The organism is Hydrogenophaga pseudoflava NBRC 102511, from assembly GCF_001592285.1.
Lineage (GTDB): Bacteria > Pseudomonadota > Gammaproteobacteria > Burkholderiales > Burkholderiaceae_C > Hydrogenophaga > Hydrogenophaga pseudoflava.
The window spans coordinates 140,555-166,713 of record NZ_BCWQ01000002.1 but is presented as its reverse complement, the minus strand read 5'-3'; the positions used below and the strand labels follow the sequence as shown (position 1 = coordinate 166,713).

Annotated in this window: 24 protein-coding genes; 14 read left to right on the top strand and 10 right to left on the bottom strand. The window is 68.3% G+C overall.

Annotated features, from left to right (window positions below; all coding sequences use genetic code 11):
* Nucleotides 1–68: 68 nt before the first annotated feature.
* The 9 genes from HPS01S_RS03660 to HPS01S_RS03620 all read left to right on the top strand — a co-directional run bounded on the left by HPS01S_RS03660 (nt 69) and on the right by HPS01S_RS03620 (nt 8,843).
* On the top strand, nt 69–821 hold the full coding sequence (locus HPS01S_RS03660; protein ID WP_066151350.1) for a TrbG/VirB9 family P-type conjugative transfer protein: 753 nt from the start codon (nt 69–71) through the stop codon (nt 819–821).
* A gap of 2 nt (nt 822–823) precedes the next feature.
* The gene (locus HPS01S_RS03655; protein WP_169803927.1) at nt 824–1,900 is read left to right on the top strand and encodes a TrbI/VirB10 family protein; all 1,077 of its coding nucleotides are present in this window, start codon (nt 824–826) and stop codon (nt 1,898–1,900) included.
* 18 nt (nt 1,901–1,918) lie between these two features.
* Nucleotides 1,919–2,968, top strand: coding sequence for a P-type DNA transfer ATPase VirB11 (virB11, locus tag HPS01S_RS03650; RefSeq protein ID WP_066151792.1), 1,050 nt, complete (start codon nt 1,919–1,921; stop codon nt 2,966–2,968).
* Nucleotides 2,969–2,985: 17 nt separating this feature from the next.
* On the top strand, nt 2,986–3,438 hold the full coding sequence (locus tag HPS01S_RS03645; RefSeq protein ID WP_157576069.1) for a hypothetical protein: 453 nt from the start codon (nt 2,986–2,988) through the stop codon (nt 3,436–3,438).
* A gap of 27 nt (nt 3,439–3,465) precedes the next feature.
* Nucleotides 3,466–4,437 carry a hypothetical protein gene (locus tag HPS01S_RS03640; protein ID WP_066151345.1) on the top strand — a complete coding sequence of 324 codons (972 nt, stop codon included), beginning with the start codon at nt 3,466–3,468 and terminating at the stop codon, nt 4,435–4,437.
* Entirely contained in the window at nt 4,434–6,332 is a 1,899-nt protein-coding gene (locus HPS01S_RS03635) for a type IV secretory system conjugative DNA transfer family protein (protein WP_084397010.1), read from the top strand. The genes HPS01S_RS03640 and HPS01S_RS03635 overlap by 4 nt, the downstream gene beginning before the upstream one ends.
* A gap of 41 nt (nt 6,333–6,373) precedes the next feature.
* Nucleotides 6,374–7,711: a phosphoglucosamine mutase gene (glmM, locus tag HPS01S_RS03630; protein WP_066151343.1), complete on the top strand. Its 1,338-nt coding sequence runs from the start codon at nt 6,374–6,376 to the stop codon at nt 7,709–7,711.
* The gene (locus tag HPS01S_RS03625; RefSeq protein WP_066151341.1) at nt 7,711–8,208 is read left to right on the top strand and encodes a GNAT family N-acetyltransferase; all 498 of its coding nucleotides are present in this window, start codon (nt 7,711–7,713) and stop codon (nt 8,206–8,208) included. Before glmM ends, HPS01S_RS03625 begins: the two co-directional genes overlap by 1 nt.
* Nucleotides 8,209–8,282: 74 nt before the next feature.
* Nucleotides 8,283–8,843 (top strand): HI_0983 family protein, encoded by a 561-nt coding sequence (locus HPS01S_RS03620; RefSeq protein ID WP_157576067.1) that lies wholly within the window; start codon nt 8,283–8,285, stop codon nt 8,841–8,843.
* A 51-nt stretch (nt 8,844–8,894) separates the two neighbouring features.
* Here HPS01S_RS03620 and HPS01S_RS03615 read toward each other — a convergent pair whose 3' ends face one another.
* The 9 genes from HPS01S_RS03615 to HPS01S_RS03575 all read right to left on the bottom strand — a co-directional run bounded on the left by HPS01S_RS03615 (nt 8,895) and on the right by HPS01S_RS03575 (nt 17,580).
* Nucleotides 8,895–10,109, bottom strand: coding sequence for an exo-beta-N-acetylmuramidase NamZ family protein (locus HPS01S_RS03615; protein WP_066151339.1), 1,215 nt, complete (start codon nt 10,107–10,109; stop codon nt 8,895–8,897).
* On the bottom strand, nt 10,106–10,666 hold the full coding sequence (locus tag HPS01S_RS03610) for a DOMON-like domain-containing protein (RefSeq protein WP_066151337.1): 561 nt from the start codon (nt 10,664–10,666) through the stop codon (nt 10,106–10,108). The genes HPS01S_RS03615 and HPS01S_RS03610 overlap by 4 nt, the downstream gene beginning before the upstream one ends.
* A gap of 44 nt (nt 10,667–10,710) precedes the next feature.
* Nucleotides 10,711–11,151, bottom strand: a complete 441-nt coding sequence (locus tag HPS01S_RS03605) for a hypothetical protein (protein WP_066151335.1) — start codon at nt 11,149–11,151, stop codon at nt 10,711–10,713.
* 88 nt (nt 11,152–11,239) lie between these two features.
* A complete protein-coding gene (arsB, locus tag HPS01S_RS03600; protein ID WP_066151332.1) occupies nt 11,240–12,280 on the bottom strand; it encodes an ACR3 family arsenite efflux transporter in 1,041 nt (346 codons plus the stop codon).
* Nucleotides 12,281–12,284: 4 nt separating this feature from the next.
* Nucleotides 12,285–12,785, bottom strand: coding sequence for an arsenate reductase ArsC (locus tag HPS01S_RS03595; RefSeq protein WP_066151331.1), 501 nt, complete (start codon nt 12,783–12,785; stop codon nt 12,285–12,287).
* Nucleotides 12,786–12,805: 20 nt separating this feature from the next.
* Entirely contained in the window at nt 12,806–14,086 is a 1,281-nt protein-coding gene (locus tag HPS01S_RS03590; RefSeq protein WP_066151329.1) for a hypothetical protein, read from the bottom strand.
* Nucleotides 14,083–14,433 (bottom strand): ArsR/SmtB family transcription factor, encoded by a 351-nt coding sequence (locus HPS01S_RS03585; protein WP_066151327.1) that lies wholly within the window; start codon nt 14,431–14,433, stop codon nt 14,083–14,085. Before HPS01S_RS03585 ends, HPS01S_RS03590 begins: the two co-directional genes overlap by 4 nt.
* Before the next feature lie 64 nt (nt 14,434–14,497).
* Nucleotides 14,498–15,409, bottom strand: a complete 912-nt coding sequence (gene ppk2 / locus HPS01S_RS03580) for a polyphosphate kinase 2 (protein WP_066151790.1) — start codon at nt 15,407–15,409, stop codon at nt 14,498–14,500.
* An 11-nt stretch (nt 15,410–15,420) separates the two neighbouring features.
* On the bottom strand, nt 15,421–17,580 hold the full coding sequence (locus HPS01S_RS03575) for a PhoX family protein (protein WP_066151326.1): 2,160 nt from the start codon (nt 17,578–17,580) through the stop codon (nt 15,421–15,423).
* Nucleotides 17,581–17,804: 224 nt separating this feature from the next.
* On the opposite strand from HPS01S_RS03575, the gene HPS01S_RS03570 reads away from it, so the two are divergent.
* From HPS01S_RS03570 to HPS01S_RS03550, 5 genes are read left to right on the top strand one after another with little or no spacing between them, the layout of a single operon-like run.
* Nucleotides 17,805–18,662, top strand: coding sequence for a GNAT family N-acetyltransferase (locus HPS01S_RS03570; protein WP_066151788.1), 858 nt, complete (start codon nt 17,805–17,807; stop codon nt 18,660–18,662).
* Between the two features lies 1 nt (nt 18,663).
* The gene (locus HPS01S_RS03565; protein ID WP_084397008.1) at nt 18,664–19,572 is read left to right on the top strand and encodes a UDP-2,3-diacylglucosamine diphosphatase; all 909 of its coding nucleotides are present in this window, start codon (nt 18,664–18,666) and stop codon (nt 19,570–19,572) included.
* A complete protein-coding gene (locus tag HPS01S_RS03560; RefSeq protein WP_066151324.1) occupies nt 19,569–20,630 on the top strand; it encodes a glycosyltransferase family 4 protein in 1,062 nt (353 codons plus the stop codon). The genes HPS01S_RS03565 and HPS01S_RS03560 overlap by 4 nt, the downstream gene beginning before the upstream one ends.
* Before the next feature lie 9 nt (nt 20,631–20,639).
* Entirely contained in the window at nt 20,640–22,706 is a 2,067-nt protein-coding gene (gene ppk1, locus HPS01S_RS03555) for a polyphosphate kinase 1 (protein WP_066151322.1), read from the top strand.
* A gap of 5 nt (nt 22,707–22,711) precedes the next feature.
* The gene (locus HPS01S_RS03550) at nt 22,712–23,194 is read left to right on the top strand and encodes a SixA phosphatase family protein (RefSeq protein ID WP_066151319.1); all 483 of its coding nucleotides are present in this window, start codon (nt 22,712–22,714) and stop codon (nt 23,192–23,194) included.
* 23 nt (nt 23,195–23,217) lie between these two features.
* On the opposite strand, the gene HPS01S_RS03545 is transcribed toward HPS01S_RS03550, so the two are convergent.
* Nucleotides 23,218–26,157, bottom strand: a complete 2,940-nt coding sequence (locus HPS01S_RS03545) for a hybrid sensor histidine kinase/response regulator (RefSeq protein WP_066151318.1) — start codon at nt 26,155–26,157, stop codon at nt 23,218–23,220.
* Nucleotides 26,158–26,159: the final 2 nt, after the last annotated feature.

Below are 26,159 nucleotides of genomic sequence, written 5' to 3'. Positions count from 1 at the left end.
GCGCACACATGGGCGCCACCCGGTGGTTGCGCCCCCATCGAGTTTGAAATGACAGGGAGTAGACAAGCATGACCCATCGATTGCGAAACTTCAGCGCCATGGCGGTTCTGGCGCTCACGGCCAGCCTCTGGGCGGGCAGCGCCGGCGCACAGGAGGTGCGCGAAGTGCCGTATCAGCGCGACCAGGTGGTGCGCGTGAACACTGGGCTGGGCATCGCCACCCAGATCGAGATCAGCGCCCAGGAGCAGGTGAAGGACTTCGGCACCGGGTTCAGCGATGGCTGGGAGCTGGTGCGGCGCGACAACATCTTCTACATCCGGCCGAAGAACGTGGATGTGGACACCAACATGTACATCCGCACCAACATGCGTTCGTACCTGCTGGACTTGCGCGTGTCGGCCACCAAGTGGAAGACACTGGAAGAGGCCAAGAACGCGGGCGTGTTCTACAAGATTCGCTTTGTCTACGGCAACGAGGAGCCGGACAAGGCCAGCCCGCTCGCCGCCGCCAATGCGGTGCTGTCGCCGTCGGCGGCTGCGCTGAACTCGCAGAGCAACTACCACCTGAACTACGACTACTCGGCGGTCAGCGACGTGTCGACCATCGTGCCCACCCGGGTCTACGACAACGGTCAGTTCACCTACATCCACCTGCCGCCGATGGCGAACTTCCCCGCCGTGTTCGGGCGCAATGAACGCAATGGCGAGGAATTTCTGGTGAACACCAAGAGCGAGAAGAACGTGATGGTGGTGCTGGGCGTCTATCCGTTTCTGGTGATGCGGCTGGGCAATGACGTGGTGGGACTCAGGAGGAACCAATGAGCATGCAATTTCCCCAAGGCGGCGGACAGGGCCCGGTGCTGTCCGACAACATGCCCAAGCTGTCGGCGGGCCTGTCGCGCGGCGTGAACAAGACGGCGGTGGCGTACATCGTTCTGGTGTCGCTGGCCACCATTGGCATGACCCTGTGGGTTGCGAGCAATGCGTTCTCGGCCGACGACGACAAGAAGAAGCAGGTGACCTATGAAGAGGTCACCGTGCCGAACAAGCCGAAGCTCAACCTGCTGCCACCGCCGCCGCCTGCCGAAGTGGTGGCCAAGGCGGATGTGCCGTCACTGCCTACGGAGATGCCCCAGCTGGCCGAGGCCCAGGCGCCCAAGGACGATCTGATGCAGCGCCGCATGGCGAGCGAGAACAACCTGGTCGCGACCCAGGACAAGGGCAAGAAGAACCAGTTGTTCGAGGACGAGTACTCGTCGGTCAAGCGCGGTGCGGTCGAGGCCCTGGCCAATGCCGACTTCACGCTGACCCGTGGAACGTACATCCGCTGCTCGCTGGAAACCAAGATCGTGTCGACCCTGCCTGGCATGACCTCGTGCATCGTCACCGAGCCCATCTACTCGGTCAACGGGCGCCGGTTGCTGATCGACAAGGGGTCGAAGGTCACAGGCGAGTACAAGTACGCCGACGAGAACTACGACCGGATCGGCATCGTCTGGACCCGCGTGCTCACCACCACGGGTCTGGATGTGCGGATCGACAGCAACGGCACGGACGCGCTCGGTGGGGCCGGGGTGCCCGGTCACTACGACGGTCACTGGGGTGAGCGCATTGGCGCAGCCATGCTGGTCAGCCTGCTGGCCGATGGCATCGATGCCGGGGCTCAGAGGTTCGCGAACGAACACAACATTCGCGGCAGCACGACGGTGACGGGGGCCGGCGGTGTGGGCGTGGTGTCCATCGATCCCTGGGAGTCGGCCACTGCGGCCACTGCCAAGAAGGCCGCCTCCGATATGTTGGCCCGCTCAGCCAACCGCAAGGCGACGGTGACGGTGCTGAACGGCACGGTGATCAACATCTTCACCGCCCGGGACGTGGATTTCTCGAGCGTGATGCGCTGACCGGTGGTGGTGTCTGACATGTCAGAGAGTGGCGGCGCGGAACAGATCGCGAACATCTCCACCGAGTTTCTGGAGTACCAGTACCACGTCCTGGGCATCACCCCGTTCTTGGGCGATCCGCGCGTCACCGAGATCTGCATCAACCGCCCAGGAGAGGTGTTTCTGGAGACGGTCAGGGGCTGGGAGCGCATCGATGTGCCCGGGCTGACCTTCGACCGTGCGCGCCAGTTCTGCACCACGGTGGTCAACGAGAGCAAGACCGGGCAGCGCATCACTGCGGTGGACCCGGTGGTGTCGCTGACCTTTCCCACCGGGCAGCGCGCGCAGTTCGTGCTGCCGCCCGCGGTGCCGGCGGATCACGTCTCGATCACCATCCGCCTGCCCTCGCGTTACACCAAGACGCTCAACCAGTACCAGGAGGACGGCTTTTTTGCCCGGATTCTGGAGGGCACCGACAGCGTCAGCGAGATGGACGAAGAACTGCTGGCGCTCAAGCGGTCCCGCAACTACCACGACTTCTTCAGCAAGGCCGTGTTCTACAAGAAGAACATCGTCGTGTCGGGTGCCACAGGCAGCGGCAAGACGACCTTCATGAAGTCGCTGGTGACGCACATACCGGAAGACGAGCGGCTCATCACGATCGAGGACGCGCGGGAGCTGTTCATCGAGCAGCCCAACCGCGTGCACCTGATCTATTCGCGGGGCGGGCAGGGCACGGCCAATGTCACGGCCAAGGGCTGCATGGAGGCCTGCCTGCGGATGAAGCCCGACCGCATCATCCTGGCCGAAATCCGGGGCGACGAATCGTTCTACTACATCCGCAACTGCGCCTCCGGCCACCCGGGTTCGATCACCAGCTGCCATGCCGGCAGCACGAGCCAGACCTGGGACCAGATGGCGCTGATGGTCAAGGCCTCGCCTGAGGGCTCAGGCCTGGACTTCGACGAGATCAAGCGATTGCTGATGCTCACCATCGACATCGTGGTGCACATCAAGGCCCATGCCGGCCAGCGCTACATCACTGGCATCGACTTCGATCCCCAGCGCAAGCTCGCGCTGGAGTCATGACATTCAAGGAGGACAACATGAAACATCGTCAGGTTGTGGCGGCGGCCTTTGTCGCGCTTTGTGCCATGGCGGCGCAGGCCGCCACGCCGACACCGGGCATCACCCCGGTCGACATGCGGGGGCTGTGGTTCCTGAAGAACGAGGAGGGGGTCGCCAAGTGCGCCGCCTACCTCGGGCGCAAACCGGTGGAGCCCGATCCGGGGGCGCTGGTGATCGACGAACGCCAACTGCAGCAGTGGGCGGAGAACACCCAGACCACCATGTACTTCGTGACCGATGTACAGCCTCGCCGCGTCAACACCTGGCGCATGCAGGCCCTGGTCGATGTGCCGCCCTACGACAAGCCCAAAACGCTGGAGACCTATGTCTTCGAGCTGCGACAGGACGAGCTGCTCTGGTCCCGCCGCCGGGGCGCCGACGCACTGGATGAACCCGTGGACACAGCGGTGTTTGCGCGCTGCGGCTACTGAGGTCTGTGAAAACAAGGGAGTGAGGACATGAAGAAGGTTTTGAGAAGCGCCAGCAGCCTTGCGCTGCTGCTGTCCCTGGTGGCGTGTGCCCCGTTGTCCCTGGATTTCCTGCGCCCACAGGCCCAGGGTCTCGACACCATGACCCAGAAGGTCGGGCACGAGGCGCCGGAGCTTGCGTTCAGCTTCGAGTTCGACGACAAGGCCGATGCCGCCGAGGGCGAGGTGGGGTCGGGCTACATCGTGGTGACGCAGGATGGCAAGGAACTGCAGGCGCTTCCGCACGCCTTCGAGATGCCGCGCGAGCGGCTGGACGCCAGCGGATGGCTGCAGTTCAGGGACTTCAATGGCGACGGGCTGCTGGACTTCAAGGTCACGCGCCTGTACGCCATGGACGGCAAGCTGCCGGTGGACAGCCTCTACCAGTTCGATCCGAAAACCGGGCGTTATGCGCAGATTGATCTGGTGTCCAACGCGGGAGAGATCCAGCCTTCGGCACCGAACTGCGTGTCGTTGAAGGTGGCCGGCGCCTCGGGGAGCCCGAAGGTGGAGAGCCACTGCTATGTGGCTGCCAGCGGGCGCTGGGTGCGCGGCACACCGGCGGCGGCGCGGCGCGGGGCAGCGCCCGACCGGGTGGACGCGGTGTGCGACAGCGGGGCGCCCGAGCTGGTGGCCTGCCGCCGCGCGCGCATCGAGCAGGACAAGGCCCTGCTGACCCTCGTGCGCGACTACCGGGCGGGCCGTATGCAGTCGCTGCAGGCCGAGCACGGCAAGAGCTATGCGCAGTCCTATGCGCGCCACCAGGACCTGGACCACAGCCGGTGGCGCGAGTACCGCGATGCGCGTTGCGCGACGCAGTCCCGCGAGCAGGCCGTGCCCGTCAAGGCGCTGCCCGCCTCGGTCGAGCTGTGCCGGTACGAGTGGGCCCGCGACCAGCTGAGGCGCTACAAGGACCAGATGGCGCGCCTGGGCGAAGTCAAAGGTGCCAAGGTCCGGCAATGAGGCGTTTCCTAGGCTGGGGCGTGCTGGTGCTGCTGGTGTTGGCACTGGTGGCGGGAACCTATTTCAGCGGGTGGCTGATGGCCTGGCGCCTGGGCCTGCCGCTGGAGCGCATCGGCGCGTTCGACTACTGGCGCTACCTGGCCGCCTACGCCGATGCGCCCAAGCATGGCCCGGTCATCAAGAGCAGTGGCCTGGTGGGATTTGGTGTGCCCTTGCTGGCGCTGGCAGCGCTGGCGCTCGCCGTGTTGTTGCGCCGGAAGCCGAGCCTCTACGGCGAGGCCCGCTTCGCCACCATGGCCGACCTGCGGTCGCGCAAGATGCTGCGGGCCGAGGACACGGCGCTGGTGGTGGGCAAGAAAGACGGGCAGTTCGTCTACTTCAATGGGCAGCAGTTCGCCTTGCTGGCCGCGCCCACGCGCTCGGGCAAGGGGGTGGGCATCGTCATTCCCAACCTGCTGAGCTACCAGGGCTCGGTGGTGGTGCTGGACATCAAGCAGGAGAACTTCGAGCTCACCAGCGGCTTTCGGGCTCGCTACGGGCAGTCCGTCTACCTGTTCAACCCGTTCGCCGAGGACCGGCGCACGCACCGCTGGAACCCGCTGTCCTACGTCTCGCGCGATCCGGCGTTCCGCATCAGCGACGTGCAGAGCATCGCGGCCATGCTGTACCCGGTGTCGGACCTGCACAAGGACCCGTTCTGGGCCAACCAGGCGCAGAACGCCTTCGTCGCGTTCGCGCTGTATGCCTACGAACAGGCGGCCTACCTGGCCGAGCAGTACGGGGTGCCTTTCCAGGAACCGACCATGGGCGGGCTCTACCGCCTGGCGTCGGGGCGCCCCGGCCAGGAGTTCAAGGCCTACCTGGCGGAGCTGGCGGCCTGGCCGCACCTGAGCCCCAGTGCGCGCACCGCCTTCGCCACACTACTGGGGCAGGCCAACGAGACCTTCGCCAGCATCATGGGCACCTTCAAGGAGCCGCTGAACCCCTGGCTGAACCCGGTGGTGGACGCCGCCACCAGCGGCAACGACTTCGACCTGCGCGACGTGCGCAAGAAGAAGATGAGCATCTACGTCGCTATCCAGCCCAACAAGCTGGCCGAGAGCCGCCTGATCCTCAACCTGTTCTTCAGCCAGCTGATCAACCAGAACACGCGAGAGCTGCCGCAGGCCAATCCCGAGCTCAAGCACCAGTGCCTGCTGCTGATGGACGAGTTCACCAGCATCGGCCGCGTCGACATCATCGCCAGCGCGGTGAGCTTCATGGCGGGTTACAACCTGCGCCTGATGCCCATCATCCAGAGCATGGCGCAGCTGGAGTCGACCTACGGCAAGGAGAACGCGCGCACCATCATGACCAACCACGCGCTGCGCATCATCTTCGCGCCGCGCGAGCAGCAGGATGCCAACGAATACAGCGAGATGCTGGGTTACACCGGCATGCGCAAGGACAGCGTGAGCCGCAGCCGCTCGCGCGAGAGCAGCTACACCCGCAGCGAAAGCGAGGAGCGCCGGGCGCTGATGCTGCCGCAGGAGCTCAAGGCCATGGGTGACGACAAGCAGATCCTGCTGGTGGAGGGCATGGCGCATCCGGTGATGTCGGACAAGATCCGCTACTTCAAGGAGACGGCGTTCAAGGAGCGGCTGCTGCCCAAGGTCGACGTACCCCTGCTGACCCTGGCGACCGACCCGCCGGTGGTGACGCCTCCGACACGGTCAGCGCCACCGCCCGCGGTGGCACCGATTGAGCTGCCAGAGACCGTGCCCAGCGTCCAGGAGTCGCTGGCACGACAGACGGACGCCGACCGAAACAAGGTGTCGAGTCCGCCAGCGGAGTACACCGGGCTGGCGGGCATCGGTGGCGAGATTGATGCGATGCTGGCGCATCTGGAGCGCTGAGCGAGTCGAGCGGTCCGGTAGGGCACCCTAAAATCCATCGCATGACGCGCAAATACTTCGGCACCGACGGCATCCGTGGCACCGTCGGTCAGGCCCCGATCACCCCCGACTTCGTTCTCAAGCTGGCCCACGCCGTGGGGCGTGTGCTCAAGCGCAGCGAAGAGCACCCGACGGTGCTGATCGGCAAGGACACCCGGATCTCGGGCTACATGCTGGAGTCGGCGCTGGAGTCCGGTTTCAACTCGGCGGGTGTCGATGTGGTGCTGCTGGGCCCGGTGCCCACGCCCGCGGTGGCCTACCTGACACGGGCGCAGCGTGCGAGCCTCGGCGTGGTGATTTCCGCCAGCCACAACCCGTTTGGTGACAACGGCATCAAGTTCTTCAGCGCCCAGGGCAACAAGCTCTCGGACGACTGGGAGCTGGCAGTCGAAGCCGAGCTCGACAAGGACCCGGTCTGGGCCGATTCGCGCAATCTGGGCAAGGCGCGCCGCATGGACGATGCCGCCGGCCGCTACATCGAGTTCTGCAAGAGCACCTTTCCCAACGATCTGACGCTCAAGGGACTGAAGATCGTGGTGGACGCCGCCCACGGCGCGGCCTACCAGATCGCGCCCGCGGTGTTCCACGAGCTCGGTGCCGAGGTCGTGCGCATCGGCTGCGCGCCCGATGGCCTGAACATCAACCACGAGGTGGGCGCGACCCACCCGCAGGCGCTGGTGGCCGCTGTGCAGGCGACCGGCGCCGACTACGGTGTGGCGCTGGACGGCGACGCCGACCGTTTGCAGCTGGTGGACGCCAGTGGCCGCCTGTTCAACGGCGACGAGCTGCTCTACCTGATTGCCTCGGACCGCATCGCGCGCGACATCGACGTGCCCGGTGTGGTGGGCACGCTGATGACCAACATGGCCGTCGAGGTGGCGTTCCGGAAGAAGGGCGTCAAGTTCGTGCGCGCCCGGGTGGGCGACCGTTACGTGCTCGAAGAACTGGAGCGCCACGGCTGGATCCTGGGCGGTGAGGGTTCGGGCCACCTGCTGGTGCTGGACAAACACACCACGGGCGATGGCCTGGTCTCGGCGCTGCAGGTGATGCAGGCCTGCGCCGGCAGCGGGCAGTCCATGGCGCAGCTGCTGGCCGATGTGACCCTGTTCCCGCAGACGCTGATCAATGTGCGGCTGCAGCCCGGCCAGGAAGACTGGAAAAACAATCCGGCGCTGGCCGCCGAGACGAAAGCGGTCGAGGCCGAACTGGGCGAGACGGGGCGCGTGCTGATACGCGCCAGCGGCACCGAACCGCTGCTGCGGGTGATGGTCGAGGCCCGCGATGCGGCACAGGCCCAGGCCTGCGCCGAGCGCCTGGTCGCTGCGGTGAAGGCGCTCTGATGGCGGCGGCGTTCTCTGTCCGGCAGGCCGACTACGGCCACCCGTCCGACGCGGCCGCGGTGGTGGCCCTGCTCGATGCCTACGCCAGCGACCCGGCGGGCGGCGGCGAGCCCTTGTCCGATTTCGTCAAGGCCAATCTGGCACGCGAGCTGGCTGCGCGCCCGCAGGCCTACAGCGTGCTCGCATTCGACGGTGAGCAGCCGGTGGGGCTGGTCAACTGCATCGAAGGATTTTCGTCGTTCAAGTGCAAGCCGCTGGTGAACGTGCACGATGTGGCCGTGCTCGCCAGCCACCGGGGGCGCGGCATTGCCGAGGCCATGCTGGCCGAGGCCGAGCGCATCGCAGTGGAACGTGGCGCGGTGAAGATGACATTGGAGGTGCTCTCGGGCAACGCGCCGGCGGTCAAGCTCTACCGGCGCATCGGCTACGAGGGCTACCAGCTGGACCCGGCGATGGGCACGGCGCAGTTCATGCAGAAGTGGCTGGGTGCCAGCTGAACACAAGCGTACGTGTGTGCGGCGCGCCGCAGGGCTTCGCGCACGGCAGGGATGGTGTTCAGGGGGAGTGAGCGATGATGAAAAGAAGATGGGTTTGCGGCTTGTTGTGCGTGCTGCCCAGTGCGGCGCTGTGGGCGCAGTCCTCGGTGTTCCGGTTTGATGGTGAGGACTACGCGCAGCAGTTTGTCGGCGCACCATCCAAGGGTGACCGGCTGGTGGAATTTGTGCGCCCCACGGAGAGCTTGAACAACTGGACCCGGCTGGTCGGCCTTCGATACCAGCAGATGCCGTTTCTGGGCAATGACCCGGTGGCAGCGGCCCTGCGGCTTGAACAGGTGGTCATGAAGGCCAATCCCCAGGCTCGCACGAGTGTGATGAGCAACGAGGCGAAGACCGATGCCACCATCGACTTTCTCACCTGGACCGACGGGCAGGACATCATGGAGTTCAACGTTTTTCGCTACGTGAAGAGTCCGGACGGTCGCGGTCTGGTGTCGCTGCAGGTGGCGCAGCGCTTTCATTCGGGCCAGCCCCAGGTGGCAGAGAAGCTGCGGGCGACCCGGGCGTCGTGGGTCCGGCAGGTCGTTCAATACGACATGGGGTCGGTCAGCAAGGTGGTGCTGGCACCGCGCTAGGCCAGGCCAGCACCGGTTGCTTCAAGCGGGGGCGCAAGCGGCCTTTTCGCCTCAGTAGAGCAGGAACGGCCGACGGGCTTCCGTCCACGCCGCTTCATCGGGCGCGGCGACAGCTTCCAGATCGTCGGCCGTGGCGTTCATGTCGTCCACCCACTCGCGCAGCGCCGGTCCTCCGTTGATGAGGTCGATGGCCAAGCGGTCGCGCTCGTACTCGTAGGGGAAATCGCGCCAGAGCGGGTAGTCGAAGGCCTGCTCGCGTACGGCTCTGAAGGCCAGGGCTTGCAGGCGCCAGGGCTTGAAGGCTGCGTGGTCGTAGTGCTGCGGGTCTTCAACGTGGATCTGCACGCCCGCGCAGAGCTTGCCCACGTGCTTGTGGAAGGTCGGCTCGAACCAGCAGGCGCGCAGCCGGCAGCCGGCCAGCCACTGCGGCGCGATGCGGCGCATGTCGGCCAGCAGGCGGGTGGTGTCGATGTCGGGCGCGCCGAAGAGCTCCAGCGGGCGCGTGGTGCCGCGGCCTTCGCTGAGCGAGGTGCCTTCGAGCATCACGGTGCCGGCGTAGGCGCGGGCCATCCAGAGGTTGGCGGCATTGGGGCTGGGGTTGACCCAGGTCCGCTGGTCATCGGCGCTCATGGGCCAGCCGTAGCCGGGACCCTCGTCGGGCCGCCAGCCGTCCATGGTGATGACGCGGTACTCCACGTCGAGCTTGAGCAGGTCGATGAACCAGTGACCCAGTTCGCCCATGGTCATGCCGTGGCGCATGGGCATGGGGCCGGCGCCGACGAAGCTCTCCCAGCCTTCGCGCAGCAGCGTGCCTTCCACCGGGCGGCCGGCGGGGTTGGGGCGGTCTAGCACCCAGACCGCCTTGCCATGCTGTGCGGCGGCTTCCAGCACGTAGCGCAGCGTGGTGATGAAGGTGTAGATGCGGCAGCCCAGGTCCTGCAGGTCCACCAGCAGCACATCGAACGTGTCCATCATCGCGTCGGTCGGGCGGCGCACCTCGCCGTACAGGCTGAACACCGGGATGCCCAGGCGCGGGTCGGTGAAGTCGGGCGACTCGACCATGTTGTCCTGCTTGTCGCCGCGCAGGCCGTGCTGCGGGCCGAAGGCGGCGCTGAGCTTCACATCGGGCAGGGCGGCCAGCGCGTCGAGCGAATGGGTGAGGTCGCGCGTGACCGAGGCCGGGTGGGCGAGCAGCGCGACACGGCGGCCGGCCAGCGGAGCGCGCAGGGCGGGGTCTTCGAGGAAACGTTCGAGGCCGAATTTCATGCGGACGGAGGGGCGGGTGGAAACGGGGGCAGGGCGGGGCGGAAGGTCCAACCGGCGCTGTGGTGGAAGTCGGGCCGGTCGGCGCGCGGGTGGTGCAACGCCCAGTGGCTGATCTGGCCACCGAGGGTTTCGATGACCGCGGTCAGGCCGATGGCGGTTGGTCGTGCGGGCAGCAGCGCGCCGGGCAGCCAGGCCTGCAGCACCAGCGAATCGGCGGAGCGTTCGGTGGTGATCGTCGGCCCGCTGGGCGGTGGCGCGTCGCCGGGCACGCGCTGGCGTTCGGCGCTGAAGCGGTAGACCGCCCACTGCCCCGAGGGTGAGAGGTTGAACTCGTGGTAGCTTGGACCGTCGCCGTCCTGCACAAAGGCTTCCAGGCAGGTGTGGCGCCAGAGGCCGTCGGTGGCGCCCACGGCGGGCGGAGGAAGGGCCAGCGCGTCGATATCGCCTTCCAGCCGGTAGCGCAGCAGCCAGCCCGGCCCGTCGTCGGACGCCACCAGGTCCAGGGAGGCCGAGACGCCCAGACCTGCGGGCCCTTGTTCGCCGGGGTGGACCTGCAAACGCAGTGGAGCTGCTTGCAGACCGCCGGATGGTGCGCCGGACATCAGGGCTTGTAGCACTGGCCGGCGGCGTCGACGTCCATGCGCAGCAGTTGCTTCTTGCCGTTGAACACGCCGCCCGCGCTGTAGGTCAGGCAGCCTTCGCCGCGGTAGTGGGTGACGATGCGCTGGCCGTCGGCGCCGAAGTAGAAGGGAATCCAGTTCTTGCCGGTGGTGTGGTTGTAGAGCTGGTCGGGCTCGCCGATCAGCTTGTAGACCTGTTCCAGCTCCATGCCGATCTTCACCTTGGCGAAGCGGCTCTCGGGCGCGGGCGTGCCGCTGATTTCGCCGTCGAAACTGTTGTCGTAGGACCGCACGACCCGCACGTCGCTGCCGCTGCCAGCGGCATCCGCCTTGGGGGCAGGCTGGTCCAGCGAGATGCTGGAGCAGCCCATCAGCACGAGGGTCGCGGTGCCCAGGGTCAGGGCCAGTCGTGAAGAGGGCATGGGGGCTCCTTGGTGCGTGGTCGGTGCAGCATGGCGGAGCCCCGTGTGGGGACGACCGCGTCGCTGCGGTCGATTGTAGTGAGCGGGGTCAGTGCGTGGGCCTGGTCCGCGCCGTTCCGAAGCGGTGCTGGTTGCGGTTCAGGAAGGCCACCAGCGACAGCATCACCGGCACCTCCACCAGCACGCCGACCACCGTGGCCAGGGCCGCGCCCGAGTGCAGGCCGAAGAGGGAAATGGCCACAGCGACCGCCAGTTCGAAGAAGTTGGAGGTGCCGATCAGGCAGGCCGGCGCGGCGATGTCGTGCGGCAATTTCAGCCAGCGCGCACCCAGGTAACCGATGGCAAAGATGCCGTAGGTCTGTATCAGCAGCGGGATGGCGATCAGGCCGATCACCGCGGGTTGGGCGACGATGGTCTGGGCCTGGAAGCCGAACAGCAGCACCACGGTGGCGATCAGGCCAACCACCGACCAGGGCTTGAGCCGCTTCACGAAAGCGTTCACGGCCGCCTCGCCGCCGCGCGCCAGCCACCAGCGCCGGGTCAGCACGCCGGCCACCAGCGGCAGCACCACATACAGCACGGTGGACAGCAGCAGCGTCTGCCAGGGCACGGTGAGGTCGGTCACGCCGAGCAGGAAGGCGGCGATGGGGGCAAACGCAAAGACCATGATCAGGTCGTTCACCGACACCTGCACCAGGGTGTAGTTGGGGTCGCCTTTGGTGAGCTGGCTCCACACGAAGACCATGGCGGTGCAGGGCGCCACGCCCAGCAGGATCATGCCGGCGATGTACTCGCTGGCCGATTGCGGGTCGACCCAGTCTGCGAACACGACGCGGAAGAACAGCACGCCCAGCGCCGCCATGGTGAAGGGCTTGACCAGCCAGTTGATGACCACGGTGAGCAGCAGGCCCTGCGGTCGTTTGCCGACGTCGCGCACGGCCGCGAAGTCGATCTGGATCATCATCGGATAGATCATCACCCAGATGAGCACCGCCACGATCAGGTTGACGTGCGCGAACTCGACCGCGGCGATGGCGGCGAAGGTGGCAGGTGTGAGCAGGCCCAGGCCCACGCCGGCCAGGATGCCCAGGCCGACCCAGACGGTGAGGTAGCGTTCAAAGAGTCCCATCGCGTCAGCCCTTCTGTGCCAGGTCGCGCGCGGCCTGCTGCAGGCGCAACCGGTCCACGCCGCTGGCCGGCAGGTTGATCAGCAGCTCCAGCCGGCGGCGGATCGCGAGCAGGGTCTGCTTGAAGGCGTCCAGGCGTTCTTCCTCGGAGCCGGTCACGTTGGACGGATCGGGGTAGCCCCAGTGCGCGGTGGCCGGTTGGCCGGGCCAGAAGGGACAGACCTCACCCGCCGCGTTGTCGCAGACGGTGATGACGAGGTCCATGTGCGGCGCGTCGGGCAGGGCGAAGACGTCCCAGCTCTTGCTGGAGAGGCCTTCGGTGGCGATGCCCGCGTCCTGCAGCGCGCGCAGGGCCAGCGGGTTGGGCTGCTGGTTCTCGCGCGGGCTGCTGCCGGCGGAGAAGCCCCGGAAGCGCTGTTCGCCGCCGACGCGGCCCAGGTGGTTGAGCGCCGCTTCGGCCAGGATGGAGCGGGCGGAGTTGTGGGTGCAGAGGAAGAGGACGTTCATGGTGGAGGGTGCAGGAAAAGTCAGAGGGCGCGCGGCAGCACCACCACGGGTGAGAAGCCGCCGCCTTCGGTGCGGAAGTTGGTGGTCTGGCCGGCCCAGGTGCGGGCGGCCAGCAGCTGCACCTGGCCGCGGTAGGTGTAGGCGCGCAGGTCCAGTTTGAGCCGGGTCGTCTGGCCTTCCACCGACACCAGGCGTTCGCTGGGCGGCACGGTGGCCTGGGCCACGTAGTCGCCGGCCAGGATCTCGCTCCACACGCGCCGGGTGAGCTTGTCGCCGCGGTAGGCGGCGCGGGCGCCGAAGCCGGCCGCGGGTTTGAAAAACAGCCCGCGCCGCTGCGCCCAGAGCGCCTCGGCGTGGTCGGCGGTGACGCGCTGCGTGGCGGGCACCACGCGGCGCAGCAGGGCACGGTCCGCTTCGTTCACGCCCCAGCGTTCGAGCAGCGCGGCGTCGGACAGGGTGACCAGGTTGCGCTTGTCGGCGTACAGCGCGTGGGTGCGCGGGTGGGGCGTGACCACGGCGGCGCCGGCCAGATAGGCCTGTTGCAACGCCTCGTGGCCACCGTCCTGCAGGTAGAAGTCGGTCAGCCGGTTGTAGACCAGGTCCACCGGCGTGCCGGCGGGCAGGGCAGGGTGCCAGAGCGCGCCATCGCGCCACTGCAGTTCGCGCGGGTCGGCCACCACAGCGGTCAGGCCGTGCGCAGCGAACAGCGCGCGCGCCATCTGGAATTCGGGCGCCAGGTACTGGGCCTCGGGCGCGTCGTCCACGATCAGGATGTTGCGCAGCGGCGCATCGCCGCGCTGCGCCTGCCACTCGGCGCGGAACATGGCGACGAAGGCCTCGTCAAGGTGGCGCAGCCGGTCCCGCGGGTCGAACACCTGCTGGAACGATTCGCAACAGGCCCGGTGCGCCCGCGCCAGGGCGGCGTTGAGCAAGGCGCCGCCAGCGTTGCTGTTGATCTCGATCAGGCGCGGCCCGCCGTCGGCCAAGTGGAAGTCGTAGCCCATGAAGACCCCGGCAGGGCCGTGGTCCAGGCGCGCGATCGGCGGTGCGCGGTCCAGCGCCTGCTGCTGCCAGCCGGGCAGGGCGATCACGCGCTCCAGCGCGGCCACCGCGTCGGTGATCTGGTCCATCACCCCGGCATCCAGGAACACCGCCGAGCGCGAGAACAGGTGCGGGTGGCTTTCGGCCAGCCGCGCGGTGAGGCCGGCCAGCGCGGGTTCGGTCTCCAGCTGCTCGCGCAGGCGCGGCGTTTCCAGCGTCTGGCAGGCGCAGCCGAGGTTGAGCGCGTCGGCCAGGTTCATGCCGGGTCTCCGCAGTCGGTGCAGGCCGGGGGCGCGACCTCGCATGCTTGCCCGCCGCAGCAGTGCTCGGTGAGGTAACCGAGCAGGGCGTTCATGCGGTCGAAGTGGGCGCGGTAGATGAGGTTGCGGCCCTGCGGCTCGGCGCTCACCAGGTCGGCGTGCACCAGTTCCTTGAGGTGGAAGGACAGCGAGCTGGGCGCGACGCCCAGGCGCTCGGCGATGGCGCCCGGTGTCATGCCGGCCGGGCCGGCCACCACCAGTTCGCGGAAGGCGCGCAGGCGCACCACCTGGGAGAGGGCGGTGAGGGCGCTCAGGGCCTGCTGTTCGGCGGGTGTGATTGTTTCCATATTTCAATGATAGTTGAAACATTGGGGTGAAAACACGCCGCTGGTCGCGGCGTGGTGTCTCCATTCAGTAGATGGCAGGAACCATCATGTCCACCGGCACCGCCTGGCGTTTGTAGTCCTCGTGCCGTTCGCGCTGCGGCAGCACGATGGCCGGGCGCTCGATCTCGTGGTAGGGTATCTGGCCCAGCAGGTGGTGGATGCAGTTCAGCCGCGCCTTCTTCTTGTCGTCCGCCTGCACCACCCACCAGGGCGATTCGGGGATGTGGGTGCGCTCCAGCATCACCTCCTTGGCCTTGGTGTAGAGCTCCCAGCGGCGGCGCGACTCGAGGTCCATCGGGCTGAGCTTCCACTGCTTGAGCGGGTCGTGGATGCGGCCCATGAAGCGCAGGTGCTGCTCCTCGTCGGAGATCGAGAACCAGTACTTGATGAGCTGGATGCCGTTGCGCACCAGCATCTTCTCGAACTCGGGCACGTCGCGGAAGAAGGCCTCGTACTGCTCGTCGCTGCAGAAGCCCATGACCTTCTCGACGCCCGCGCGGTTGTACCAGCTGCGGTCCAGCAGCACGATCTCGCCGCCGGCCGGCAGGTGCGTCACGTAGCGCTGGAAGTACCACTGCGTGCGCTCGCGGTCGTTGGGCGCCGGCAGCGCGACCACGCGGCAGACCCGCGGGTTCAGCCGCTGGGTGATGCGCTTGATCACGCCGCCCTTGCCCGCGGCGTCGCGGCCCTCGAAGATGATCACGACCCGGTGCCCGGTCGCGACCACCCAGTCCTGCAGCTTGACCAGCTCACCCTGCAGCCGGAACAGCTCGCGGAAGTAGTGGATGCGGCTGGAGGCGCTGGCGCCGGGGCGCCGTGCGTCCTCGCCCAGCCGGTCCTCCATCTCCAGCTCGAACTCCTCGTCCATCGAGTCGAGCAGGTCCTCGCGCAGCTGCGCGATCTGCTGGTCCGTCCGGGCCAGGGTGTCGCCGTTCATGGTGCCGCCCATCAGCTGCCGATGACGCCGCCGTCGTTCTTGGTGATGACGATGGTGGCCGAGCGCGGGCGCTGGCCGGCGCCGTAGCCGGCGTTGGCAGGCCACTGGCTGGTGTACTTCGACGGGTTGGTCACGTCGGCCATCTTGGTGCCTTCACCCGGGTGCTGGATGTTGATGAACACCGCGCGGCCATCGGGCGTTTCGCACCAGCCGGTGATCTCGCAGTCCTTGGGGCCGACCAGGAAGCGCGCCAGCGTCGACGGCGTCGGGGTCTTGCCCACGTAGGTGGTGACTTCCCGGTCGCCGTGCTTGATGGTGCGGGCCGCGCCGTCGCCCTGCTTGCCGGGTATGGCGGCCAGCATCATGCAGTTGGTCTTGTCGGTGTAGGCGCCGTCGTCGGTCTGGATCCAGCAGATGCCGGTGGCGGGGCTGAACACCAGGCCGTCGGGCGCGGACATGTCGTTCTCGTCGGTCAGGCTGGACAGGTTGACGGTGGCCTTGTCGGCGTCGGCCTCGGCACCGAACACATAGATGTCCCACTTGAACGTCAGACCGGCGGGCGAGGCGTCGGCCAGGCGCGCGATGTGGCCGTGCACGTTGCCCTTCTGCTCCTTGCTGCCCTTCATGTCGGTGTAGACGCGCGGGTTGGGGGCGTCGGCGGTGGCGGCGGTGCGGGCGCTGTTGTTGGTCAGCGTGAAGTAGACCTCGCCGGTGCGCGGGTGCACGCCGTTCCATTCCGGGCGGTCCATCTTGGTGGCGCCCGCAGCGTCGGCGGCCAGGCGGGTGAAGATGGCCACGTCGGCGTTGCTCTTGAACTCGAAGTAGGAGCTGTTGGCGATCTGCGGGTTGTTCATCGACAGTTCCAGCCACTGGCCGGTGCCGTCGCCCTTGAAGCGGGCGGCGAACAGGGTGCCCTTGTCGAGGTACTTGTCACCGGCGGCCAGGCGGTTGGCCGGCCGTGCGTCCTTCGGGTCCCATTTGGCGTCGGAGACGAACTTGTAGATGTACTCGCCGCGGGCGTCGTCGCCCATGTAGGCCACGATGGGCTGGCCGGCCACCGGCTTGGCAAAGGCCACGCTCTCGTGGGCGAAGCGGCCCAGGCCGGTGCGTTTGCGCATCGGGGCGGCGGTGTCGTAGGCGTCCACCTCGACCACATAGCCGAAGGTGTTCATCTCATTGCGGTAGTCGTCCTTGGCCGAGGCGCCGATGGCGCTGTTGTTCCAGCGCGCGAAGCGGTCGTCGCTGCCACCGCTCTCCCAGCCGTGGCGGCTGGCGTCACCGGCCTTGCGGCCGTAGCGCTTGAGCGCCTGCACCTGCTTGTCCTTCTTGCGCGCGTCATCGTCCTTGGCGTCGCGGAAGAAGTAGCCGAACCAGTTTTCTTCACCGCTGACGAAGGTGCCCCAGGGCGTCTTGCCGGTGCCGCAGTTGTTGAGGGTACCGCGGCAGGCGGTGGCGTCGGGGCTGTACTTGGTGACCAGGTGCTCGCTGCCACGGGCCGGGCCGTGCACAACGGCCGGGGTCATGGTGGTGATGCGGCGGTTGAACGGAGAGGCGGCCTTGTAGGCCCAGCGCTTGCCATCGGACTGCACCTCGACGAAGGACAGGCCATGGATGGCCAGCTCCTTGTCGATCTCGGCGGCCGGGCGGGGCAGGGTGGCGGTGCCGCCATTGGCGTGGATGAAGAAGGAGGCCAGCTTCTCGTCGGTGGTGGCTTCGTGGTTGATGCCCAGGATGCCGCGGCTGTTGTAGCTGGCCGAAGGTTTGCTCTGCGCGTCCAGGCCGAACCACTCCATGCCGTCGTGGTGGTCGCCGGCGCGCTGCTCGAACTGGGTGTCTGTGCCGTCGTTCTTGAACGGCGCGACACCGGCGGCCAGCGGGTCGCCCAGGGCGTAGATCACCTGGGCGGTGTAGCCCTCGGGCACGATCACCTTGTCGGCCAGGCTCTTGGGCACGGCCTTGAAGCCCAGGCGGTCCAGCTGGGTGGCGCTGCCGCTGCCCATGGTGGTGGCGCAGCCGGTGACAGACGCGGCGCCCACGGCGGCACCCGCCAGCCCCGCGCCGCGGAACAGGCTGCGGCGGCTCAGGCGGGTTTCCAGGACCTGTTCGAAGGCCGGGTTGCTGGAGGTGTTCGACGCTTCGTTGTTGAAGTGCGATTCGGTTTTGTGGCTCATGTCGGTTCCGCGTGGGTTGATGGAAAACGCGTGGAGTCTGTGCGGCGGCTGTGAAAGTTTGATGACGCTTGTGCGGCAGTTTGTGGGGCGGGCCTGCAACGTCAAAAAAGTTTCATCGGGATGCCACGGGAAGGACATGGCGGGGCCGGAGCATCGTGGCCATGAGCAAGCGATCCATCCACCCAGCGTCCGTTGTGGACGCCATCCCCACCCAGGAGCCCACCATGCGAGAACTGCCCACCCCGACGCTGGACCTGTCGCCGCTGCCCGACTTCCGGAGGTCACTTCACCCACGCACGGACGCTCCCGCTGCGGTGGTGGTCCCCGGTGCGGTGGTCCAGGCGCCGGCCGGCATCGACGTCGGCTGGGCGCGGCACCTGGACGAGGTTCGTGAGGCGCAGCGCCTGAGGTACGAGGTGTTCGCCGGCGAGATGGGGGCCATTCTCTCCAACGCCGTGCCCGGCCACGACGTCGACCTGTTCGACGACTACTGCGAGCACCTGCTGGTGCGCGACGGCGCCACGCGCAAGGTCATCGGCACCTACCGCGTGCTGACCCCCCAGCAGGCCAAGCGCGCCGGCAGCACCTACAGCGACACCGAGTTCGACCTGGTGCGCCTGCGCCCGCTGCGCGAGAGCATGGTGGAACTGGGCCGCAGCTGCGTGCACCGCGACCACCGCCAGGGCGGCGTGATCATGGCCCTGTGGGGCGCGCTCGCGGCCTTCATGCAGCGCAACCGGCTGGACACCATGATCGGCTGCGCCAGCATCCCCATGCAGTACGAAGGCCCGCACGGCATGATCGGCGGCGGCCACGCGGCGGCCAGCATCTGGCGCCAGGTGAAGGACAAGCACATGGCCCCGATCGACTGCCACGTGCGGCCCCGGCTGCCGCTGCCGGTGGACCGGCTGGACGGCTCGCTGGAGGTGGAACCGCCGGCGCTGATCAAGGGCTACCTGCGCCTGGGTGCCAAGGTCATGGGCCCGCCGGCCTGGGACCCGGACTTCAACGCCGCCGACCTGCCGATGATCATGCGCATCGCGGACATGCCGGCGCGGTACCGGCGCCACTTCGGAGTCTGAAATGGCTCCCCCCCGCGCCGCCTTCGGCGTCACCCCCCCAGGGGGGCGGAGCCTGTGGCCCGGCATAGCCGGTTCCACGGCTCCACTGGATGAGACATCTTCTCCGGCGGCGTTGTCGCTGCGGGCTGTGTTCATTTCCGATGTGCATCTAGGAACACCGGGGTGTCAAGCCGATGCCTTGCTCGACTTTCTCAAGCACCACCCCAGCGACACGCTGTACCTGGTCGGTGACATCGTCGATGGCTGGCAGATGCGGCGGCGCTGGTTCTGGCCGCAGTCGCACAACGACGTGGTGCAGAAGCTGCTGCGCCGCGCTCGCAAGGGCTGCCGCGTGGTGTTCGTGCCGGGCAACCACGACGAGTTCGCGCGCCAGTTCGACGGCATGCACTTCGGCGGCATCGAGGTGGCCAACGAGGCGGTGCACACCACCGCCGATGGCCGCCACCTCTGGGTGATCCACGGTGACCACTTCGACGGCGTGATCCAGTGCGCCAAGTGGCTGGCCCACGTGGGCGACTGGGCCTACGGCGTCACGCTCGAACTCAACCGCCACTTCAACCGCATCCGCCACAAGCTGGGCTTGCCCTACTGGTCGCTCTCGCAGTACCTCAAGCACAAGGTCAAGCGCGCGGTCAGCCACGTCAACGACTTCGAGCGCGCCGTGGCCGCGGAGGCGCGCGAGCGCGGCTACCACGGTGTGGTCTGCGGCCACATCCACCGCCCCGAGATGCGCACCATCGACGGCACGCTCTACGCCAACGACGGCGACTGGGTCGAGAGCCTCTCGGCCCTGGTCGAGCACCAGGACGGCCGGCTGGAGCTGGTGCACTGGCACCCGATGGGGCACGGCGGCCTGACCCTGCCGCTGAAGGAGCCCCAGGCGATCCCGGGGGTTCTGGCACCCGCATGAAGATCCTGCTGGTGACCGACGCCTGGCAGCCCCAGGTCAACGGCGTGGTCACCACGCTGGTGGAGCTGGTCCGGCACCTGCAGGGCGCCGGGCACGAGCTGACGGTGATCCACCCCGGGCAGTTCCGCACGCGGCCGTGCCCCGGCTACGCCGGCATCGACCTCGCCCTGTTCCCGGGCGCGCGCCTGCGGCGGCTGATGGACGAGGCCCAGCCCGACGCCATCCACATCGCCACCGAAGGCCCGCTGGGCTGGGCCGCGCGGCGCCACTGCCTGCGCCGCGGCTGGCCGTTCACCACCGCCTTCCACACCCGTTTTCCCGAGATGCTGCAGCTCGCGCTGGGCGTACCGGCATCCTGGGGCTATGCCCTGCTGCGGCGCTTCCACCGGCCCAGCCGCGGGGTGATGGTGCCCACCGGCGGGGTGCGCCGCCTGCTGGAGCAGCGGGGCTTTGCCAACCTGCGCGACTGGACCCATGGCGTGGACACCCAGCTGTTCGCGTTCCACCCCGAGCCGCGCGAATGCCCCGGGCTGGGCCACCTGGCGCGGCCGGTGAGCCTGTTCGTCGGCCGCCTCTCGCACGAAAAGAACCTCCAGGCGTTCCTGGACCTGGACATCCCGGGCAGCAAGGTGGTGTGTGGCGTGGGTCCGCTGGAGCAGGCCCTGCGCGACCGCTACCCCGGCGTGCACTGGGTGGGGCTGCTGGCGCGGCGCGAGCTGGCCGAGGTCTACGCCGCGGCCGACGTGTTCGTGTTCCCCAGCCTGCACGAGACCTTCGGCCTGGTGATGCTCGAAGCCATGGCCACCGGCCTGCCCGTGGCCGCCTACCCGGTGGACGGCCCGCTGGAGGTGATCGGCGACTCCCCCGCCGGCGCGATGCACACCGACCTGCGCGAGGCCTGGTCGCAGGCGCTGCGCGTGCGCCGCCACCAGGCCCGCCAGCGCGCGCTGGACTTTGGCTGGGGGCGGGTGGCCGATCTGTTCCTCTCCCACCTGGTGCGGCTGCCCGGGCAGCGCCGCGCCGTTCTGTCACACAAACGTCATCGGCTGGTCGAATAATCGTCATTGATGAACCCGCCCACCCCCAGCCTGACCTTTCTCGACCGGGACCACAGCATCCTGGCCTTCAACGAACGCGTGCTGGACTGGGCGCGGCGCGAACAGGTGCCGCTGCTGGAGCGCCTGCGCTACCTGTGCATCGTCTCCAGCAACCTCGACGAGTTCTTCGAGGTGCGCATGGCGCCGCATCTGGCCGCCTTCAATGCCAACGAGCCGCGCGGCCCGCAGACGGCGGACGACTATGTGCGCCTGAGCGCCCAGCTGCACGAACTGGTGGCGCAGCAGTACGCGATCTACAACGACGAGCTGCTGCCGCTGCTGCAGAAGCAGGGCGTCGAGCTGGTCTCGCACGGCGAGCGCGACGCCGCCCAGCGCCGCTGGGTCAAGGCGTATTTCGAGCGCGAGGTGCAGCCACTGCTGATGCCGGTGGGCCTCGACCCGGCGCACCCGTTCCCGCAGGTGGCGAACAAGTCGCTCAACTTCATCGTGCGCCTCAAGGGGCGCGACGCCTTCGGGCGCGAAAACGAGGTCGCCATCGTCAAGGTGCCGCGCGTGTTGCCGCGCTATGTGCGCGTGCCCGGGTCCAAGGGTTCGAAAAAGACGGTCTTTGTCTCCATTTCCAGCCTGATCCGCTCGCACCTGGCCGACCTGTTCCCCGGCCGGCAGGTGACGGAGTTTTCACAGTTCCGCGTGACGCGGCACTCGGATCTGGCTGTGGACGAGGAAGAGGTGAAGAACCTGCGCACCGCCCTGCGTGTGGGTCTGCAGCACCGCCACTACGGCGAGGCGCTGCGGCTGGAGGTGTCGGCGGGCTGTTCCGAGTTCCTCTCCAGCTTCCTGCTGGAGCAGTTCGCGCTGCCGCCGCAGGCGCTGTTCCGCGTGCCCGGGCCGGTGAACCTGGTGCGCCTGAACCAGCTGATCGACCAGGTCGACCAGCCCGCGCTGCGCTTTGAGCAGCACACGCCGGGCTGGCCGGTCCAGCTGGTGCCGGGCCAGTCCTTCTTCGAGCGCATGCAGCAGGGCGACGTGCTGATCCACCAGCCCTACGAGAGCTTCGACGCGGTGCTGGCCTTCCTGCGCGAGGCGGTCAACGACCCCGACGTGCTGGCCATCAAGCAGACCATCTACCGCACCGGCAGCAAGGCCGAGATGATCGAGCTGCTGCGCGAGGCGGTGCGGCGCGGCAAGGAAGTGACCGCGGTGGTCGAGCTCAAGGCGCGCTTCGACGAAGAGGCCAACATCAACTACGCCGAGCGGCTGGAATCGGTGGGCGCCCAGGTGGTGTATGGCGTGGTGGGCCTCAAGACCCACGCCAAGATGCTGCTGGTCACGCGCCGCGAGGGCGGGGTGCTGCGCCGCTACGGCCACCTCTCCACCGGCAACTACAACCCCGGCACGGCGCGCCTGTACACCGACCTGAGCTACCTCACCGCGGACAAGTCGCTCACCGCGGACATGGAGCAGGTGTTCCTGCACCTGGCCAGCCAGAGCCGGCTGCCGCGCCTGAAGAGCGCCCTGATCGCGCCCTTCCACCTGCACAAGGCCATGCTGGAGCGGGTCGAACGGGCAGGGCTGGCGGCCCAGTCCGGCCAGGACGCGCGCATCATCCTCAAGATGAACGCCCTGACCGACGAGCCCATGGCGCGCGCACTGGCGATCGCTTCGCAGCGCGGGGCTTCGATCGACCTCATCGTGCGCGGCGCCTGCATCCTGCCAGCGCAGGTGCCCGGCGTGACCGACCGGGTGCGCGTGCGCTCGGTGATCGGCCGTCTGCTGGAGCATTCGCGGGTGTTCTATTTCCGGTTCGGCGACGAGGAGGAGCTCTGGCTCTCCAGCGCCGACTGGATGAACCGCAACATGCTGCGGCGGGTCGAACTGGCCTGGCCGGTGACCGACCCGGCGCTGCGCCAGCGTGTAAAGGACGAGTGCCTGTCGGCCTATCTGCACGACACGCGCGACGCCTGGCTGCTGCAGCCGGACGGCGACTACCGCCGCGCCAGCGACGCCATCGAAGGCCCGGGCCTGTCGGCCCAGGCGGCGCTGATGGCCCGCTACGGACACCGTTCCCAGGAGTGACCCCCATGGACCTCATCCTCTGGCGACACGCCGAAGCCCAGGACCACCCCTATGGCGAGCAGGGCGCGCAGGGCGACCCGCTGGACCTGGAACGGCGCCTGACCCCGCGCGGCGAGAAGCAGGCCGCGCGCATGGCCGCCTGGCTGGACCGGCAATTGCCCGACGGCGCCAAGGTGTACGTTAGCCCCGCCGAGCGGGCCCGTCAGACCGCCCACGCGCTCGGCCGCAAGCTGCGCGTGCGCGACGAGTTGCTGCCCGGGGCGGACCCGGCCGCGGTGCTGGCGCTGGTGGGCTGGCCCGAGGGCCGCGGCCCGGTGCTGGTGATCGGGCACCAGCCGACGCTGGGCCAGGTGATCGCCCAGCTGCTGAACCTGCCCGAGGGCGAGTGCACCATGCGCAAGGGCTCGGTCTGGTGGCTGCGCCAGCGCGAGCGCAACGGCCGCATGCAGACCGTGATTGTGACGGTGCAGACGCCGGAACTGGTCTGAGCGGACCGGCCTGCTGACCGCCGTCAGGTGGTCACCAGCGCCTCGCGCGTGCCCTGCGCCACCTGGTCGAGCAGCCCGTCGTACGCAAAGACCTCGGGGTCTTCCGCCAGAGAACGCGTCTCCAGCGCCTCGCACAGCTGCGCCAGCCGCGCCGCGCAGGTGTTGAGCGCAGCGCCCTTGAGCTGGTGCGCGGCATTGCCCAGCGCCTCGTGGTCGCGCGTGGCCATGGCCTGGCGGATGTCGTCCATGCGCGTGTCCAGTTCGGCCAGGAAGTCCTGGACGATGGCGCCGCGCACCTTGCCCGCACCGTTGTCGAACTCGCCCAGCATGGTCCAGCGTTCGGTGTTGATCCAGGGCGCAGCGGGCCGGGTCGGGGCCGGGCCTGTGGCACTGCTGGCGGCCGCGGGCGCGCGCTCGATCCAGCGCTGCAGCGCCTGGCCGAGCGTGTGCAGTTCCAGCGGCTTGGCCAGGTAGTCCGACATGCCCGCTTCCAGGCAGCGGGTGCGGTCGTTCGGCAGGCTCGACGCGGACACCCCCAGCACGATGGGGGCGGCAGGCCCCAGACGCTCGCGGATCTGGCGCGTGGTCGCGGCGCCGTCCATCTCGGGCATGTGGCTGTCCATCAGCACCAAGGCGTAGGGCTGGTGTTCGCGCTGGGCCTGCTCCACCGCCTCGACCGCGCGCAGGCCGTTGTCGCGCAGGTCGTGCGGATAGCCCAGCCGGTGGAGCATGGCGGAGGCCACCTTGAGGTTGGTCAGGTTGTCGTCCACCACCAGCACGCGGTGGGGGCTGCGGGCCAGCTGCAGCGTGGGCACCAGGGGCGCCCCGATGTCCTCGGGACGGGCCGGCTGGGCGCGGATGGTGAACGAGAAGGTCGAGCCCACGCCGGTCTGGCTGTTCACCTGGATGCGTCCGCCCATGCGCTCGACCAAATGGCGGCAGATCATCAGCCCCAGGCCGGTGCCGCCGTAGACGCGTGCGGTCGAGGTGTCGCCCTGCGAGAAGGGCTGGAAGAGCTCGCCCAGCCGCTGCTGCGAGATGCCGACGCCGGTGTCGCTGACGCTGAAGCCCAGGGTCAGCGGTTCGCCCGCCTGCTCGACCCAGGCCCGCAGGCAGACCTCGCCGTGGTGGGTGAACTTCACCGCGTTGGACAGCAGGTTCAGCAGCACCTGGCGCAGGCGCGTGATGTCGCTGACGATGGCGCGCGGCAGGTCCGGGCGCAGGTCGACGCGCAGCGCCAGCCCCTTTTCCTGGCAGCGCAGCCGGGAGATGTCGCACACGCCCTGGATGGCCGCATGCAGGTCCATCGGCAGGTGTTCCAGCGCCAGCTTGCCCGATTCGATCTTGGAGAAGTCCAGGATGTCGTCGACCACGGCCAGCAGCTGTTCGCTGGACACCTTGAGCACGCCCAGCAGCTCTTTCTGCGACGGTGTCAGGCCTGTGTCGGTGAGCAGCTGGCTCATGCCGACCACACCGTTGAGCGGGGTGCGGATCTCGTGGCTCATCACCGCCAGGAAGCCGGCCTTGGCCCGCACCGCGGCCAGCGCCTCTTCGCGCGAGGTGGCCAGTTCGGTGGTGCGCAGGCGCACCCGTTCTTCCAGCAGCAGGGTGGCGTCGTGCAGAGCCTTGTTCTTGCGCTTAATGGCGCGGTTGTAGGCGTGCAGCTTGAGCGCGCTGTCGTGCATCACGCGCGAGAGGTTGTGGACCTCCCGGAACGGCGCCTTCTCCTGCACCGGCGGCACCTGGCCGGAGCCCAGCTGGGTGGCGGACTTGTTGAGCTGGTGGAACTGGGCCGACAGGCGCCGGGCGACCAGAAAGGCGCCCAGCACACCGACGCCGATGAGCGCCGCCATGGCCAGCAGCGCCCACTGCCGGGCCTGGAGCACCTGCGCCGTGAAGTCTTGTTCCGGTGCCACCACCACCAGCTGCCAGCCCAGCTCGTACTTGGCGCCGAAGGGGCGCTGCAGCGCGATCAGGCGGTTGCTGGTCAGGCCCAGGCGCTGCAGCCAGTCGCGCTCGGTCTCCAGCCGCACCAGCCCTGGTGCGCGCCGCGAGCCCTGCCGGTCGGGAGCAAACAGCTGGGTGTAGGACTCGCGCACCAGCGGCTCGCGGCTCTGCAGCGGCGTGATGCGCTGGTGGCGGCCGTTGACCAGTTCGCTGAGTTCCTCGTCCACCGACGACGCGACCATGCGGCCCTGGCCGTCCACCAGATAGGTCACCGCGTGTTCGCTGATGCGCGTGCTGCGGATCAGCTCGGTCAGGCGCGCCAGGCTCATGTCCACCGCCATCACGCCCAGCAGGGTGCGGTTGTCGGTGTCGAAGATCGGCTGGGCCAGCGTCAGGTCGAACTGCTTCTTGACCGCCGAGCGGTAGACGTCGGTGAACACGCGCTTGCCGGTGCTCGCGGCCAGCTGGTACCAGGGGCGCTTGCGCGGGTCGTAGATGGTGTCCTCGGTCCTGACCAGGCGGCTGCGGTCGCCCGGTGCGTCGATCTCGTAGTGGCGCCGCCCGCTCTCGCCGGGCAGAATTTCGCGCACCACGAAACGGCCTTCCTCGCGTTCGAGCCCGAAGAAGCTGCCGTCGGTGGTGCCGTAGTACAGATAGGGCACGTTGGGCGACTGCTGGGTCAGCGCGTAGGCCATCAGCTCGAAAGCGGCCGGGTCGCGCAGCCAGTTGCGCGTGCGCTCGGCTTCGGCTCCGCTGGTGGGCACCGGCGGCACCAGCGCGTTGACCACGGTGTGCGACTCCCCCAGATGGGCCAGTGCGCCCACGTCCACCCGGTGCGCGGCCTGGCTGATCGCATTCTCGGCCAGCGTGTCGATGGACTGCGAACTGTTGGACGAGAGCAGCCAGGACACCAGCACCGCCGGGATCAGCGCCGACAGCACCAGTGCGGCAATCAGCGCCGGGCCGATCGAGAGGCGGCGGCGGCCGGCCGGCGTGGGGGTGTCGCGCTCGGCCATGG

Excerpts from the sequence above, each read along its gene's own strand:
- ppk1 (WP_066151322.1), top strand. The coding sequence starts at position 20,640 with ATGAACCCGCCCACCCCCAGCCTGACCTTTCTCGACCGGGACCACAGC.
- HPS01S_RS03645 (WP_157576069.1), top strand. The coding sequence starts at position 2,986 with ATGAAACATCGTCAGGTTGTGGCGGCGGCCTTTGTCGCGCTTTGTGCC.
- HPS01S_RS03585 (WP_066151327.1), bottom strand. The coding sequence starts at position 14,433 with ATGGAAACAATCACACCCGCCGAACAGCAGGCCCTGAGCGCCCTCACC.
- HPS01S_RS03560 (WP_066151324.1), top strand. The coding sequence starts at position 19,569 with ATGAAGATCCTGCTGGTGACCGACGCCTGGCAGCCCCAGGTCAACGGC.
- HPS01S_RS03545 (WP_066151318.1), bottom strand. The coding sequence starts at position 26,157 with ATGGCCGAGCGCGACACCCCCACGCCGGCCGGCCGCCGCCGCCTCTCG.
- ppk2 (WP_066151790.1), bottom strand. The coding sequence starts at position 15,409 with ATGAACGGCGACACCCTGGCCCGGACGGACCAGCAGATCGCGCAGCTG.
- virB11 (WP_066151792.1), top strand. The coding sequence starts at position 1,919 with ATGTCAGAGAGTGGCGGCGCGGAACAGATCGCGAACATCTCCACCGAG.
- HPS01S_RS03550 (WP_066151319.1), top strand. The coding sequence starts at position 22,712 with ATGGACCTCATCCTCTGGCGACACGCCGAAGCCCAGGACCACCCCTAT.
- HPS01S_RS03620 (WP_157576067.1), top strand. The coding sequence starts at position 8,283 with ATGATGAAAAGAAGATGGGTTTGCGGCTTGTTGTGCGTGCTGCCCAGT.
- arsB (WP_066151332.1), bottom strand. The coding sequence starts at position 12,280 with ATGGGACTCTTTGAACGCTACCTCACCGTCTGGGTCGGCCTGGGCATC.
- HPS01S_RS03615 (WP_066151339.1), bottom strand. The coding sequence starts at position 10,109 with ATGAAATTCGGCCTCGAACGTTTCCTCGAAGACCCCGCCCTGCGCGCT.
- HPS01S_RS03625 (WP_066151341.1), top strand. The coding sequence starts at position 7,711 with ATGGCGGCGGCGTTCTCTGTCCGGCAGGCCGACTACGGCCACCCGTCC.
- HPS01S_RS03570 (WP_066151788.1), top strand. The coding sequence starts at position 17,805 with ATGCGAGAACTGCCCACCCCGACGCTGGACCTGTCGCCGCTGCCCGAC.
- HPS01S_RS03635 (WP_084397010.1), top strand. The coding sequence starts at position 4,434 with ATGAGGCGTTTCCTAGGCTGGGGCGTGCTGGTGCTGCTGGTGTTGGCA.
- HPS01S_RS03565 (WP_084397008.1), top strand. The coding sequence starts at position 18,664 with ATGGCTCCCCCCCGCGCCGCCTTCGGCGTCACCCCCCCAGGGGGGCGG.
- HPS01S_RS03605 (WP_066151335.1), bottom strand. The coding sequence starts at position 11,151 with ATGCCCTCTTCACGACTGGCCCTGACCCTGGGCACCGCGACCCTCGTG.
- HPS01S_RS03655 (WP_169803927.1), top strand. The coding sequence starts at position 824 with ATGCAATTTCCCCAAGGCGGCGGACAGGGCCCGGTGCTGTCCGACAAC.
- HPS01S_RS03595 (WP_066151331.1), bottom strand. The coding sequence starts at position 12,785 with ATGAACGTCCTCTTCCTCTGCACCCACAACTCCGCCCGCTCCATCCTG.
- HPS01S_RS03590 (WP_066151329.1), bottom strand. The coding sequence starts at position 14,086 with ATGAACCTGGCCGACGCGCTCAACCTCGGCTGCGCCTGCCAGACGCTG.
- HPS01S_RS03575 (WP_066151326.1), bottom strand. The coding sequence starts at position 17,580 with ATGAGCCACAAAACCGAATCGCACTTCAACAACGAAGCGTCGAACACC.
- HPS01S_RS03640 (WP_066151345.1), top strand. The coding sequence starts at position 3,466 with ATGAAGAAGGTTTTGAGAAGCGCCAGCAGCCTTGCGCTGCTGCTGTCC.
- glmM (WP_066151343.1), top strand. The coding sequence starts at position 6,374 with ATGACGCGCAAATACTTCGGCACCGACGGCATCCGTGGCACCGTCGGT.
- HPS01S_RS03660 (WP_066151350.1), top strand. The coding sequence starts at position 69 with ATGACCCATCGATTGCGAAACTTCAGCGCCATGGCGGTTCTGGCGCTC.